At 65.1% G+C, this 14,115-nt stretch carries 15 protein-coding genes; 1 reads left to right on the top strand and 14 read right to left on the bottom strand.

The window, feature by feature from the left end; genetic code table 11:
• Positions 1-58: 58 nt before the first annotated feature.
• Complete coding sequence (locus tag BMZ69_RS22550) at positions 59-541, bottom strand: MarR family winged helix-turn-helix transcriptional regulator (RefSeq protein ID WP_244543490.1); 483 nt, start codon at positions 539-541, stop codon at positions 59-61.
• A gap of 305 nt (positions 542-846) precedes the next feature.
• Here BMZ69_RS22550 and BMZ69_RS22545 point away from each other — a divergent pair, with 305 nt between their 5' ends.
• The gene (locus BMZ69_RS22545) at positions 847-1,800 is read left to right on the top strand and encodes a LysR family transcriptional regulator (protein ID WP_244543484.1); all 954 of its coding nucleotides are present in this window, start codon (positions 847-849) and stop codon (positions 1,798-1,800) included.
• Here the strand turns inward: BMZ69_RS22545 and BMZ69_RS22540 are convergent.
• The 13 genes from BMZ69_RS22540 to BMZ69_RS22480 form a co-directional block, all read right to left on the bottom strand.
• The gene (locus BMZ69_RS22540; protein ID WP_175506929.1) at positions 1,726-1,962 is read right to left on the bottom strand and encodes a DUF2274 domain-containing protein; all 237 of its coding nucleotides are present in this window, start codon (positions 1,960-1,962) and stop codon (positions 1,726-1,728) included. The genes BMZ69_RS22545 and BMZ69_RS22540 overlap by 75 nt on opposite strands.
• A 2-nt stretch (positions 1,963-1,964) precedes the next feature.
• Positions 1,965-3,185: a TraB/TrbI/VirB10 family type IV secretion system protein gene (locus BMZ69_RS22535; protein ID WP_092161000.1), complete on the bottom strand. Its 1,221-nt coding sequence runs from the start codon at positions 3,183-3,185 to the stop codon at positions 1,965-1,967.
• Entirely contained in the window at positions 3,182-4,231 is a 1,050-nt protein-coding gene (gene trbG / locus BMZ69_RS22530) for a P-type conjugative transfer protein TrbG (protein WP_092160997.1), read from the bottom strand. Before trbG ends, BMZ69_RS22535 begins: the two co-directional genes overlap by 4 nt.
• Positions 4,228-4,911 (bottom strand): conjugal transfer protein TrbF, encoded by a 684-nt coding sequence (gene trbF, locus BMZ69_RS22525; protein WP_092160995.1) that lies wholly within the window; start codon positions 4,909-4,911, stop codon positions 4,228-4,230. Before trbF ends, trbG begins: the two co-directional genes overlap by 4 nt.
• A complete protein-coding gene (gene trbL, locus BMZ69_RS22520) occupies positions 4,911-6,260 on the bottom strand; it encodes a P-type conjugative transfer protein TrbL (protein ID WP_092160993.1) in 1,350 nt (449 codons plus the stop codon). Before trbL ends, trbF begins: the two co-directional genes overlap by 1 nt.
• Positions 6,261-6,264: 4 nt before the next feature.
• Positions 6,265-6,654, bottom strand: coding sequence for a putative entry exclusion protein TrbK-alt (trbK-alt, locus tag BMZ69_RS22515; protein ID WP_092160991.1), 390 nt, complete (start codon positions 6,652-6,654; stop codon positions 6,265-6,267).
• A 10-nt stretch (positions 6,655-6,664) separates the two neighbouring features.
• Positions 6,665-7,435: a P-type conjugative transfer protein TrbJ gene (gene trbJ, locus BMZ69_RS22510; RefSeq protein WP_092160989.1), complete on the bottom strand. Its 771-nt coding sequence runs from the start codon at positions 7,433-7,435 to the stop codon at positions 6,665-6,667.
• Complete coding sequence (gene trbE / locus BMZ69_RS22505) at positions 7,432-9,888, bottom strand: conjugal transfer protein TrbE (RefSeq protein ID WP_092160987.1); 2,457 nt, start codon at positions 9,886-9,888, stop codon at positions 7,432-7,434. Before trbE ends, trbJ begins: the two co-directional genes overlap by 4 nt.
• Positions 9,889-9,900: 12 nt before the next feature.
• Positions 9,901-10,182, bottom strand: a complete 282-nt coding sequence (locus tag BMZ69_RS22500) for a VirB3 family type IV secretion system protein (RefSeq protein ID WP_092160985.1) — start codon at positions 10,180-10,182, stop codon at positions 9,901-9,903.
• The gene (locus BMZ69_RS22495; protein ID WP_092160983.1) at positions 10,182-10,514 is read right to left on the bottom strand and encodes a TrbC/VirB2 family type IV secretion system protein; all 333 of its coding nucleotides are present in this window, start codon (positions 10,512-10,514) and stop codon (positions 10,182-10,184) included. The genes BMZ69_RS22500 and BMZ69_RS22495 overlap by 1 nt, the downstream gene beginning before the upstream one ends.
• Positions 10,511-11,494 carry a P-type conjugative transfer ATPase TrbB gene (gene trbB / locus BMZ69_RS22490; protein WP_092160981.1) on the bottom strand — a complete coding sequence of 328 codons (984 nt, stop codon included), beginning with the start codon at positions 11,492-11,494 and terminating at the stop codon, positions 10,511-10,513. The genes BMZ69_RS22495 and trbB overlap by 4 nt, the downstream gene beginning before the upstream one ends.
• Before the next feature lie 169 nt (positions 11,495-11,663).
• Positions 11,664-12,098 carry a CopG family transcriptional regulator gene (locus BMZ69_RS22485; RefSeq protein ID WP_092160979.1) on the bottom strand — a complete coding sequence of 145 codons (435 nt, stop codon included), beginning with the start codon at positions 12,096-12,098 and terminating at the stop codon, positions 11,664-11,666.
• An 8-nt stretch (positions 12,099-12,106) separates the two neighbouring features.
• Entirely contained in the window at positions 12,107-14,098 is a 1,992-nt protein-coding gene (locus BMZ69_RS22480; RefSeq protein WP_092160977.1) for a conjugal transfer protein TraG, read from the bottom strand.
• Positions 14,099-14,115 lie beyond the last annotated feature (17 nt).

The following is a 14,115-nucleotide window of genomic DNA, read 5'->3' as shown; positions in this document are numbered from 1 at the left end:
CATAGAAGAAGTTCGAGTGCAAACGATCCCATTATAACAAGCCTGCCTAATCATATCGTCAGCCGTTTGGTGCGACGTTCCGGCGTCGTGAGCGCCCCGGCTTCGCTTTACTACAAGGCGCGATCCTGCTGTAGCCACACAGATGGCAAAGACTGATCGAGCCATTCTTGTCGAAGCCGTTTGCCACAAGCAGCCGTTCCGACAGCACGCCTAGAATGTCGAGGTCATTGGGTGACAGGGGCGAAACACATTCGGAGATCACCTTCTCCCGTGCCTTAAGCAGGGCTCCCGTTATCTTCTTCCCCGAATTGGTAAGGTGAATGAATCGCGCCCGCCTGTCGGCGATATGTCTTCGTCGTTCCACCAACTGTTCGTGCTCGAGCCTATCGATTACTCGCACCGTTCCGGCGTGAGAAAGCCTGATCCGGCTTGCCAAAACGCTGATCGGCAGTCCGGGCTCCAAGCTCAGAAACACCATCACAGCGGTCGCCGGACCGCTTGGTGAAAACGAGGCTGAGACGCTGGCGACGCAGTCAGCCACCGCCAACGCGAATGCACCTAAATGGTACTTGGCGACTTCTGGCTCCATAGCGCAATAATATATGCTTCGCGCATAGACTTCAAGTGTGTGAAAATGTATGACTGCCGCATGCATATATGGCAGATTAGGACATTGTCGTGCTCATTGAGGGGCTCAGCTCGGATTCCACATCTGAGATCTACGGACGTGCTCTTTGCCCAGGCGCTAGCGGGGGTGGGCTCGATGAAAGTGCACGTGCATGGGTGGCCTCGCACCGAGGGCAGGCGGTTCACCAATGAGATCGCCATCATGATCGGACAGGTCTCATGCCCGATCTGACTCTTGATCTCCGATACCTGAAATACGCCGTTCAGGTCGCCGAGGCTGGCAGCTTCCGCCGAGCGGCGGAACGCCTATCGATATCGCAATCCACCGTCAGCCGACGTGTACAGCTGTTTGAACGCCAGCTTGGTTTTTCTCTCTTCGAGCGTACTCGATCTGGGGCAGGGCTGACTCCAGAAGGTGAACGCTTCCTTCAACAAGCGGTGGTGGGAGCGCGCTACCTTCGTAACGCCGCAACGGAGATCCGCTCCGCGCGAAAACTCAAAACCGGGCTTGTGAGGTTTGGGATGCTCGAAGCGTTTCCGGGATGCCCGATCGTCGACATTCTCGCGGCATTCAGAAATCGACATCCGACGATCGAGGTAAAGCTTGAGGAAGGCACTTCAGAAGAAAACTCTTTGGGGGTCAAGTGCGGGTTACTGGACGCAGCAATCAGCCTGAGTACGAGCAGAAGCCCTCTGTTCCAAGTTCGACGTCTCTGCGAACCAGATCTGTTCGTGGCATTGTCCCCGCTTCACGAGTTGGCAGCACGACCACACCTTTCGTGGGAGGACATTTGTGACGAAGTCTTCCTCGTTCGCTCGGATGGCGCTGGGCGTGAGCTCGCTGGCATACTCCGGCGCATGGTGGGCGCCGGAGACGGAGCGGTTCAACTCTCGATCCAACAAGTCAGCCGAGAAACCCTGCTGACGATGGTGGAACAGGGCTTCGGCTTGACCATAACCGGCGAGATCTACCGGCCGGATATCGCGTTGATTCCGCTCCCGTCGGCGCGGGCGCCGACGGCGGCTATAATTTCTTCCAGAGACAACGACAATCCGAGTCTGCCGCTGCTGCTGAAGTGTTTCAGCGGGGACCACGGACTAATCGGTGCTCCCCGGCGTCAACGCTCGCCTAGCTTTGGCGAACCCACGGTCTGTCGCGATGAACCGCTGTAACATCGGGACAATTAACCGAGCTGGGTCAACAGCGGACTGACCTTGCTCTCGGCCCAATAGGTGGGCGTAGTCAACAAGATCCTGGTGGACAGCTGCGGGTAGCTCGACCTGTATCTTAACCGGCTTTTCGTCCGCGATGGGGCCTAGCTTAAGCTTCGACATCATCACCCTCCATATGGCTCCAGCACCAGATCTCGCGCCACGATAACGCGCACGGGAAATCCGGGCCGAATAGTGATCGTGGGCGCGACGTTGAGCTGGCGCCTCACAATCTCCTGCCCCGCGTCATTGATGGTGTCCTGCCCACCGTTCCGGATCGCCTGAACGAGCCGATCGTCGTTGTCGACCGCGAGTTCGGCGCCGACGCTCAGCAGCGTCGACAATCCTGCAGCCTTGGCCAGATCCCACCAATGATAATCGACGCCATCCTGAAGCCCGGCGAACCCTTCAGCGTCAGCACCAGGCTGGCGCTCGAGCACGATCGAGCGGCCGCTCGGAAAGATCAGCCGGTTCCAGACGAGCAACACCCGGCTTTGCCCGAACTGCACGTTGTTGTCATATTGACCGATGACGCGGGTGCCCTGAGGCACGAGCAAAATACGGCCGGTTGGGCTGTCGTAGATGTTTTCGGTGACCTGCGCGGTGATCTGGCCCGGCAGGTCGGACCTGATGCCGGTGATCAGCGCCGCGGATATCACTGCTCCCGCCTGAAGGACGTTCGGCGATACTGGCGCAGCGACGCGATCGGGCGCAACCGTCCTGCGATCGGCCGCTGCGTTCAGAAACGCGTTCTGCCGGTCCTGCGCCGAGGGCGTGGCGGGCGGCGGAGCGAGGCCAATGCTCGCCAAATCTGGCGCCGGCGAGGGTGCTGGGGCAGTTCCCGCAGCAGCGGGCGCGCCCCGGCTTTCCGATCCGGAGAAGAGACGGCTGGTGCGCGCGGTCTCGATTTCCTGAAGGCGACGCTGCTCTTCCGGGCTGATGCCGGGATTGGGGGTGGCCGTCCCGGGTGTGGGCACCGGCTGTCCGCGATCCTGGGTACTGAGGATCGGCCGGCCGAGGTCACCGGGAAGAGGTGGACCGAGCTGCGGCACGCCACTGTAATCTCGCGGCAGGCCGGCCAGTCCGTCAGCGGTCGAGCGGTTCTCGGTCGAATAGAGTTCGTCGTTCGGCCGACCGGCGTCACGGGTCTGAAGCGCGTAGATCAGCGCACCTCCGAGCCCGACGCTGGCGACAAGACCGAGGCCGGCGAGAACCTTCCGCGATAACCGGGTGACGCGGGGCGGTTCGGCCCGCAACCGCATCGGCGCAGGCCCGACCGGCTCGCCGGTCAGGGGCTGCGCATCGTCGTCCGGCACTTCCTCATTCCGGGGCAGGTTCTCTCTCACGAGGTCGGCCTCCCGTCTGTGCGGACGATCCTGACGCGCTTCTGCTCGCGGCCGGAGCCGAAGCGAAGTTCGGCAGCCGCGAACAGACGATCAACGATCATGTGGTGGCCGCGAACGCGATAGTTCACTAGCTCGGAGGTGTTGCCCTCGGGGCCGACGACGAAGAGTGGCGGCATCTCGCCCTGTCCGATGCCGCGCGGAAACTCGATAAAGACCTGGCGTCCGTCGTCGAAGGCGCGCAGTGGCCGCCACGGCGCACGGTCGCCCTCGATCGCATAGCGGAAGTTGACGTTCGCGAGATCGACGCCGCTCGCCACCGGCTGGGCCGCTTGCGCCTCGGCGTTCTGACGGCGCAGCGCAATGAGCTGGTCTTGCGGATACTGCCATGAGACCGACGCCATATAGGTGCGCTCTGTCGAGCGCAGTTCCATGTGATAGGTGCGCATGTTGGTGTTGATGACGAGGTTGGTCATCAGGTCGGCGCGGGTGGGCTTTACTAGGATGTGGATCTGGCGCGTTGCCCCCGATCCGCTCTCGGTGTCGCCGATGATCCAGCGCACTGTGTCGCCGGCGGCCACCGGGCCTGCGCCGACAAGCTGCTCCCCGGGTTGGAGCGCTATGTCGGTGATCTGCCCGACGGCGGTATAAACTTGATAAAGCGCCCCTTGGGTCCAAGGGTAGACCTGCATCGAGTTAATGAAGCCGTCGCGCACCGGCTGGACTCGTGCCGCCTCGTTTGCCTGGTTGACGCGAGCGGTCGGATTAGAAGGCTCCGGGGCACGCCGCGTCTCCTCCACACGCTGCAATTGGCCAGGCAGCGGCAGCGGCCGGGGCAGCTCGACCACGGTGACCGGCGCGGGTGGATCGACGGTCTGCACCGCCGGAGCCGCATTGTCGTAGGAAATCTCCGGCGGGGGATTGGTGGTCGCGCAGCCCGCGAGCGCGGTCGCCGCTAGCAGAACGACCGGGAATGCGGCTCTACGGAGAGCCGGGAATACAAGTGTGTGTGAAGCCGGATTTCCAGCTTTACGGAAAGACGGCTTCATTGCCCAAGCTCCCGTGACCAGTTGATGGCGTTGACGTAGATGCCGAGCGGGTTGGCCCTGAGCCGGTCGGCATTGCGGGGGATCTGCACGACGATCGTCAGGATTGCTGTCCAGCGCGTGGTCTCGGCGAGTTGGCCGTTCTCGTAGCGGCGCTCGACCCAGGCGACGCGGAAGCTGTCGGGCGAAGCACGGATCACGCTGGAGACGTCAACGGCGACCTGCTGGCGACCAACGCGCGTGAACGGGTCGTTCGAGCGCGCATAGTCGTTCAGCGCCATGGCGCCGCGATCGGTCGTGAAGTCGTAGGCGCGCAGCCAGTTCTGTCGCACGATGATCGCGTCGGCAGGAATCGAGCGGACCTGCTCGATGAAGCGCGCCAGGTGGAAGGCGATCTGCGGATCGGTGGGACGATAGTCGGCCTCGGCCGGTGCAACCGCCTGGGCCTGTCCGATACTATCGACTTGCACCACCCACGGCACGATCGTTCCGCGTGCCGATTGCCAGACGAGAGCGCCGGCAAAGCCGGCCGACAGGATCAGCGAGCCAAAGGCCATGGTCCGCCAGTTGCGAGCCTGTATGCGCGAAGCGCCGATGCGCTCGTCCCATGCCTGACCGGCTCGCTGGTAGGGCGTTTCTGGTTCGGGGGCCTTGCCGTAGTGGGTGGAGGGTCGTTTGAACATCAGCGATCGCCTTCGGAAAGATTGACGGAGGAGCCACCGCCATGGGCGTCGCCGGATCGAACGGCGTGCGCGGTGGCCTGTGCGGCATGGGTCATGGTCTGTGAGCGGCGCATCCGCTGCGCCCAGGCGGGCGGACCGCCTCCGGGCGATGAACCGGCACCGTCACCGAGGGTATCGTTGCTGGTCGAACCGCTGGAACCGCCAGCAGCTTCCGATACGGCGCGACTGCCAGCGTTGAAACTCGACTTCATGCTCTCGGCGGCGCGTGATGCGGCGCGCCGTAGCGGTGAGACCGCGGCGCTGCCACCAGCGCTGGCGACGCCCCCGAGGCCCGACGCGACTCCGGCCATGCCGGACTGACCGGCCGCGCCGATGCTGTAGGCAGTGGATGCCCCACCTGCGACGGCCGCGCCTCCGCGTGCAGCGGCCGCTGCGCCCCCGGCAAGTGAAGCACCGCCGGACGCGGCGGCTCCGACCGCGCCAGCACCCAGCGCGACCATTCCGCCGGCGGCAAGGCCGGTCCCGACTGCGGCGCCGGCGCTGAGCTGCGGACCGCCCGAGACGATGCCGCTGGCGATCCCAGGGCCGAAGATGCCGAGGCCGAGCAGCGACAGCGCGGCGAGCACGATCGCCATCGCCTCGTCGATTGTCGGATTCTGGCCGCCGAAACCGGATGTGAATTCTGAGAAGAGCGTCGAGCCGATGCCGATGATGACGGCCAGCACCAGCACCTTGATGCCGGAGGAGATGACGTTGCCAAGCACGCGTTCGGCCATGAAGGCCGACTTGCCGAACAGGCCGAACGGGATCAGCACGAAGCCGGCGAGCGTTGTCAGCTTGAACTCGATGAGCGTGACGAAGAGCTGGATGGCGAGGATGAAAAAGGCGAGCAGCACCAGCGCCCAGGCCAGGAACATGCAAGCGATCTGGATGAAGTTCTCGAAGAACGACCAGTAGCCCATCAGGCTCGAAATCGAGTCGAGCAACGGGCGGCCGGCGTCGAGGCCTGTCTGCGCGACCTTGCCGGGGCGCAAGAGGTCAGCCGTGGTGAACCCGGTGCCGCTGGCCTTGAGGCCAAGGCCGGCGAAGCTCTCGAAAATGATCCGGGCGAGGTTGTTCCAGTTGCCGATGATGTAGGCGAACACGCCGACGAACAGCGTCTTCTTCACCAGGCGGGCCATGATGTCGTCGTCGGCGCCCCAGCTCCAGAACAGCGCCGCCAGCGTCACGTCGATGACGATCAGGGTGGTGGCGATGAAGGCGACTTCGCCGCTGAGTAGCCCGAATCCGCTATCGATGTAGCGGGTGAAGACCTCAAGAAAATGGTCAATGACGCCGGTACCGCCCATGATCTTATCTCGCCTCGTCGAGCTGCGGCGGCGCGATCGGTGCGGCGGGCTCGAAGCTCGGCTGATCGGTGTGGCCCGATTGGGGTGTGAGAGTGTTTCGCGGCGCTGGCGGGATGTCCGGCAAGCGCTCGGCAGGTCGCGCGCCGGGCGCGAGGAAGCGTTTGCGGTTTTCGGCCCAGGCCCGCAGGCACGCCGGATCGCGCGGCCCCGCTTCGCCGAGCACCTGGCAGCGGATCAGTTCGTCGCGCAACGGATCGCCCTGCGCTTGGGTGGTCCGGCCGGACGGCCACGCCTCCCGCACTTCCTCTTTCCGGTTCATCTCGATCGCGGTCGCGGTGATCGCGACGGCCACGAACACGACAGCGCCAAGCCGGGCGAGCATCTTGCCGTCCATGGCCGCGCCCTCAGTTGCCGTTCGGGAACATGCGGGCGTTGCCGGGCTGATAGCCGGTGCCCGGCGTCAGGAACCGTCGGCGCTGCTCGCGACCCTGTTCGGCCGCGGCAGATCGCTCGGCCTCGGATAGGCTTTGCGCCCGACCATTGGCGGCAACGACGGCGGTGAGATCGGCAAGCTGCTGCGCTTGCAGGGCGAGAAGCTGGTTGCCGGCCTGCGTCGCCTGCAGCGCTCCCGTCGCGCCCTGGCTCTGGCCGACCAGTGACGACATCTCGGCGCGGTTGGTGTCGATGTTGCCGACCACGCCGGCCTGGACGCGCATGGCGTCCTGCAGGCCGCCGACCGTGTTTTGCCAACGCTCGCGCGCGCCCGCCACAAGCGCCTGGTCGGAGGCGGACATCGACGCGTTGCCGTAGGTAGACGTAAAAGCCTGGTCGATGCGCTGGACGTCGTAGGCAATGCCCTGCGCCTGTTGCAGAAGCTGCTGGGTGCGCTGAACCGACTGCTGAAGCTGCTGGAGAGAAGAGTATGGCAGGCTCGCCAGATTGCGGGCCTGGTTGATCAGCATCGTCGCTTCGTTCTGAAGCTGGGTGATCTGCTGATTAACCTGCTGCAGGGTGCGCGCCGCTGTCAGGACATTTTTCGCATAATTGGTCGGATCGTAGACGATCCATTGCGCGGCGGCGGGTGTGCTGAGGATTGGCGAGAGCGCGATCGGCGCGGCCAGCAGCGCGGCGGTCAGACGCAGCGCGCGCGAGCGGAATTGAACGGAACGGGTCATGGGCGTGCCTCCGGATCGGTTTGGGGGGTGACGTTGGTGAGGTCGGCGATCAGGTCGGCCGCCCAGCCAAGCCGGTTCTCGGCAAGCCACTCGGCGAGGAACGCGTCGGTGCCGCTGCGGGCGTGAACCTCGGCGATCAGCGCCTGGTGCTGCTTCGACGAGGCGGCGCAAAGCGCCAACGCGACGTCCGACAGACCCAGTTCGAACAGCCGGTTGCCGCGCCGGGACTGGCAGTAATAGTCGCGCTTGGGCATGGCGCGGGCCATAATCTCGATCTGGCGATCGTTGAGGCCGAAGCGCCGATAGATGGCGGTGATCTGCGGCTCGATGGCGCGCTCGTTCGGGAGCAGGATGCGGGTCTGGCAACTTTCGATGATGGCCGGCGCGATCGCCGACCCGTCGATGTCCGACAGCGACTGCGTGGCGAAGATGACGCTGGCGTTCTTCTTGCGGAGCGTCTTCAGCCATTCGCGGAGCTGCCCCGCGAAACCCTCGTCATCCAGGGCCAGCCAGCCTTCATCGACGATCAGCAGCGTCGGGCGACCGTCGAGGCGGTCCTCGATGCGGTGGAAGAGGTAGGCGAGCACAGCGGCAGCCGCGCCGGTGCCGATCAGCCCTTCGGTCTCGAAAACCTGGACATTGGCCTCGCCCAGATGCTCGGCCTCGGCGTCGAGCAGACGGCCATAGGGACCGCCGACGCAATATGGTCGGAGCGCCTGTTTCAGGTCGTTCGACTGAAGCAGGACGGATAGACCCGTCAACGTCCGCTCGGCGATTGGTGCGGAGGCCAGCGAGGACAGGGCCGACCAGAGGTGCTCCTTCACCTCGGGGGTGACCGGCACGCTCTCGCGCGCCAGGATCGCGACCAACCAGTCGGAGGCCCAGGCGCGCTCGGCGACGTCGTCGATCCGTGCGAGCGGCTGAAGCGACACGCTGTCGTCTGAGCCTTCGGTGAGGCCACCGCCAAGATCGTGCCAGTCTCCGCGCATGGCGAGCGCGGCGGCGCGGATCGATCCGCCAAAGTCGAAGGCGAAAACCTGCGACTGCCGATAGCGCCGGAACTGCAACGCCATCAACGCCAGCAGCACCGACTTGCCGGCGCCGGTCGGGCCGACGATCAGCGTATGGCCGACGTCGCCGACATGGATGGAAAGCCGGAACGGGGTTGAGCCTTCGGTCTTGCCGAACAGCAGTGGGGGCGCTGCAAAATGCTCGTCCCGTTCCGGTCCCGCCCACACTGCCGACAGCGGGATCATGTGGGCGAGATTCAATGTGTTGATCGGGGGCTGGCGGACATTGGCGTAGACATGGCCGGGCAGTGAGCCGAGCCAGGCGTCCACGGCGTTGATGGTCTCGGGCATCGCCGTGAAGTCGCGGCCCTGGATGACCTTCTCGACCATCCGCAGCTTCTCGGCGGCGATGCGCGGATCATCGTCCCAGACGGTGATCGTCGCGGTCACGTAAGCCTGGCCGGCATAGTCCGCGCCCAGCTCCTGCAACGCCATGTCGGCATCGGCCGCCTTGTTGGACGCATCGGTGTCCACGAGGGCGGAGGCCTCGTTGGTCATCACCTCCTTCAAGATGGCGGCGATCGATTTGCGCTTGGCGAACCATTGCCGCCGGATCTTGGTCAGCAGCTTGGTCGCATCAGTCTTGTCGAGCAGAACGGCGCGCGTCGACCAGCGATAGGGGAAGGCCAGCCGATTCAGCTCGTCGAGAATGCCGGGTGTGGTCGCGGTCGGGAAGCCGACAATGGTGAGGATGCGGACATGGGCATCGCCCAAGCGCGGCTCCAGCCCGCCGATCAGCGGCTGATCAGCGAGCAGTGCGTCGAGATACATCGGCGTCTCGGGGACGCGCACGCGATGCCGCTTCGTCGATACGGTCGAATGCAAATAGGTCAGCGTCTCGCCGTCATCGAGCCAGGCGCATTCCGGCATGAAGGCGTCGATGAGCTGGAGGATGCGATCAGTGCGGTCGGCGAAGCCGCGCAGGATCTCATGCGCATCGACGCCGGCGTGGTCGCGACCCTCGTAGAGCCAGGTCTCGGCACGCGCCGCGTCCTCAGCTGGCGGTAGATATAGGAACGTCAGAAAGTAGCTGGACTCGAAATGCGCCCCGGCCTCCTCGAAATCGGCCTTGCGTTCGGCGTCAACGAGCGCGGATGCGCTATCGGCGAACATGCTTGCCGGGTAGGTCGCGGCGCCATGGCGCTGCGCTTCGACGAAGATCGCCCAGCCGGAGCCGAGGCGACGAAAGGCGTTGTTGAGTCGGCCGGCGACGGCGACCAGCTCGGCCGGCACGGCGCTGTCGAGGTCGGGGCCGCGGAAGCGCGCGGTGCGCTGCAGGCTGCCATCCTTGTTGAGCACGATCCCTTCGCCGACCAGAGCGACCCAGGGCAGGAAGTCGGCGAGCCGGGTGTTGCGATTGCGATATTCGGCGAGGTTCATCATCGGCGTCGCTCTTCAAACCGACAGGTGGCCGGGGATGCGCAGATGCTTGCGCACGACGTCGACGAACTGCGGATCGCGCTTGGCAGCCCAGACGGCTGCGAAGTGGCCGATCGCCCAGAGGCCAAGCCCGACCAGCCAGAGGCGAAGGCCGAGACCCAGCGCTGCGGCCAGCGTGCCGTTGAGAATGGCGAGTGAGCGCGGAGCACCGCCGAGCAGGATCTGCTCGGTTAGCGCCCGATGAACCGGAACCGAGAAACCCGGCAGCTCGCCGCCATGGTCGACGCCGTCCGCCATCAGACGAGCGCCCCGCCGCCGAACGAGAAGAAGGACAGGAAGAAGCTGGACGCGGCGAAGGCGATCGACAGGCCGAAGACGATCTGGATGAGCTTACGCGCGCCGCCCGACGTGTCGCCGAAGGCCAGCGTCAGGCCGGTGATGATGATGATCATCACCGCGATGATCTTGGCGACCGGCCCCTCGATCGATTCGAGGATGGATTGCAGCGGCGCTTCCCACGGCATCGAGGAGCCGGAGGCGTGGGCGGCCGGCGCGAGCGCCAGCGAGACGAAGGTGACGGATACCGCCGTCGCGATATGGCGGCGGACACGCAGGGCATGTTGGATCATGACGGATCTCCTGTGAGGGGTTGTCTTGCGGGGGTGACGCGGTAGTCGCCGTCGGGGCCAAGGCCCTCGATGCGGGCGAGTTCGGCGAGGCGGCGCGATGCGCCGCGTCCAGTGAGCACGGCGACGAGGTCGATCGTCTCGGCGATGAGCGCGCGCGGGACGGTGACGACGGCTTCCTGAATGAGCTGCTCCATGCGACGCAGCGCGCCGATGGCGGTGCCGGCGTGGATCGTTCCGACCCCGCCGGGGTGGCCGGTGCCCCAGGCCTTGAGCAGGTCGAGGGCCTCGGCCCCGCGCACCTCGCCGATCGGGATGCGGTCGGGGCGCAGGCGGAGCGACGAGCGCACGAGATCGGATAGCGAGGCGACGCCGTCTTTGGTCCGCATCGCGACCAGATTGGGCGCGGCGCATTGCAGTTCGCGCGTGTCCTCGATCAGGACGACGCGGTCCGAGGTCTTCGAGACCTCGGCGAGCAGCGCATTGGTGAGTGTGGTCTTCCCGGTGGATGTGCCGCCGGCGACGAGGATGTTGCGACGGTCGGCGACGGCCTGACGCAGCGTCTCGGCCTGATCCGCCGCCATGATCCCCGCGGCGACATAATCGTTGAGTGTGAACACGGCCACGGCTGGCTTGCGGATCGCGAAGGCCGGCGCGGACACGACCGGCGGCAACAGTCCTTCGAACCGCTCCCCCGTCTCGGGCAGCTCGGCCGAGACACGCGGGGCGCCGGGATGAACCTCGGCGCCGACATGGTGGGCGACCAGACGGATGATCCGCTCGCCGTCCGAGGGTGACAGCAGCTCACCCGTATCGGAAAGTCCTTCGGAAAGCCGGTCGACCCAGAGCCGCCCATCGGGGTTGAGCATCACCTCGACGATCGCGGGGTCTTCCAGAAACTGGGCGATCGCCGGCCCAAGGGCCGTGCGCAGCATGCGAGCGCCGCGAAGGATCGCCTCCGATTTCTGGTGAGTTGCCGCCACGTCGTCCCCGTTCTCTTGCGGGTCCGCGAAGTGCGGCCCTGGATCGGGGATGAGTAGAGGAGGCAGAAATCATGGCCTGACAACAACCATCATGTGGGCGTCGTACTGTGGCGTACAAAGACAGGAGAACGGCGGAACGCCAAAATACTTGCAGTGTACGAGGTCGTGATTATTCCGCGTCGTGCGCGGGCGCGATGTCCTCTGAAATCTCTTGCCGAAGCTTCGGCCCGTGAGCGAGTCGCCGGCCGAGCGCGGTGACGAACGCCTCGTAGCGCTCGCCGGCCTTGGCCCGCGCCGCTGCCTGGGCTGGCTCCGGTAGCGGTGGGTTCGTTGTCAGCCAGAAGCGGATGAACACCGCCAGAGTTTCGACGGCGATGCCGAGGTCGCGCTCCATACGCGCCATTCGCCGGTCGAGCTGATCGAGCCGCTTGGTCGTCGCCGCCTCCTGCCGTTCGGCAGCGTCAGGCGAGAGGAAAGAGGCGATGCCCGCTTCAGCGATCAACGAGAGGGATTGATCGCGCCGGGCGGCATGCGCGGCGAGTGCCTTCATGACGTCCGGTTCGAGGTACACGGATAGCCGCTGCTTTTTGGGAGGCTTTGCCATGATGCCTCCTAAAGCTCGATGCCGTCGCCGGGATCGAGCGACGCCTGGCGTGCCACCTGGCGCATCGTCTGGTTCATGCGCGAGAGACGTGCGGCGTCCTCATCGGCGTTGTCGCGAGGATCGATCTCGAACTCGTTTTCGATGGGTTGCTTAGGCTCGACGGGTTTTGAGCGGCTCAGTTCAGGCTGGTGCCGACGCTCGGAGTCGGTCGTGTCCTCATCTTCCGATCCGCCGCCGCCGGTAGCCGTGGCCACCGTCACCGCCGGCGTCACCGGAAGGGGCATCGTGCTCCAGTCGTCCGGCCGAGCCGTGGTCGACTTAGCGAGGTTCGGCGGCGGCAAGATGCGCTCCTGAAACCGGCGATCCTCATAATATCGCGCCTTCTTCGCGCGGATCGGCGGAGTGCCGGCGACCATGACGATTTCGTCGGATGGCGGAAGCTGCATGATTTCGCCGGGCGTCATCAGTTGCCGGGCTGTTTCCGAGCGCGAGACCATCATGTGGCCGAGCCAGGGCGACAAGCGATGACCTGCATAGTTCTTCATGGCGCGCATCTCGGTCGCGGTGCCGAGCGCGTCCGACACGCGTTTGGCGGTCCGTTCGTCATTAGTCGCGAAGCTGACGCGGACATGGCAGTTATCGAGGATCGAGTTGTTGGGCCCATAGGCCTTTTCGATCTGGTTCAGCGACTGGGCGATGAGGAAGGCTTTGAGGCCGTAACCCGCCATGAAGGCGAGCGCGCTCTCGAAGAAGTCGAGACGGCCGAGGGCCGGAAACTCGTCGAGCATGAGCAGCAGCCGGTGACGGTTGCCCTTTGCCTTCAGATCCTCCGTGAGCCGCCGGCCGATCTGATTGAGGATCAGACGGATCAGCGGCTTGGTCCGGTTGATGTCCGACGGTGGCACCACGAGGTAGAGCGTGGTCGGATGCTTGCCGCCTACGATATCGACGATCCGCCAGTCGCAGCGGCGCGTGACCTCGGCGACAACAGGATCGCGATAGAGGCCGAGGAACGACATGGCCGTCGACAGCACGCCCGACCGCTCATTGTCGGATTTGTTCAGCAGCTCGCGCGCGGCGGACGCGATGACGGGATGTGGCCCGGCCTCGCCGAGATGCGCCGTCTTCATCATGGCGGCGAGCGTCGACTCGATCGGCCGCTTCGGGTCGGAGAGGAAGCCGGCGACGCCGGCAAGCGTCTTGTCGGCCTCGGCGTAGAGGACGTGAAGGATGGCGCCGACCAGAAGCGCGTGGCTGGTCTTCTCCCAGTGATTGCGCTTTTCCAGCGAACCTTCGGGATCGACCAGAATGTCGGCGATGTTCTGGACGTCGCGGACCTCCCACTCGCCCCGGCGCACCTCGAGCAGCGGGTTGTAGGCCGCCGACTTCGTATTGGTCGGATCGAACAGCAGCACGCGGCCATGGCGGGCGCGATAGCCGGCGGTGAGCGTCCAGTTCTCCCCCTTGATGTCATGGACGATGGCGGAGCCCGGCCAGGTCAGCAGTGACGGCACGACCAGGCCGACGCCCTTGCCGGACCGTGTGGGTGCAAAGCATAGCACATGCTCGGGACCGTCATGGCGGAGATAGTCGCGATCGAACTTCCCCAGGACGACGCCGTCCACGCCCAGCAGGCCGGCGGCGCTCACTTCGGGGGCGACCGCCCATCGGGCGGAACCGAATGTCTCGGCGTTCTTGGCCTCCCGCGCCCGCCAGACGGACATGCCGATCGCGACGGCGATGGAGATGAAGCCGCCTGACGCGGCGATATAAGCGCCCTCGATGAAGATAGGCGGGGCATAGGCATCGTAGAAGTACCACCACCAGAAGAAGGCTGGCGGATAGTAGATCGGCCAACCGGCCAGTTCGAACCACGGAAGTCCAAGCTGTGGCTGGAAGCCGAGCCGATAGGCCGTCCATTGCGTCGCCGCCCAGGTTGTCATCAGCACGATCAGGACGACGGTGAGGATCTGGCCCCAGAGGATTTTGGTCGCCGACATGGCGGGCACTCCTTTCT

It is taken from the genome of Allobosea sp. CRIB-10, assembly GCF_900112185.1.
Classification (GTDB): Bacteria; Pseudomonadota; Alphaproteobacteria; order Rhizobiales; family Beijerinckiaceae; genus Allobosea.
Note: the sequence above shows the minus strand (reverse complement) of the source record. Positions and strands in the feature narration are given on the sequence as shown.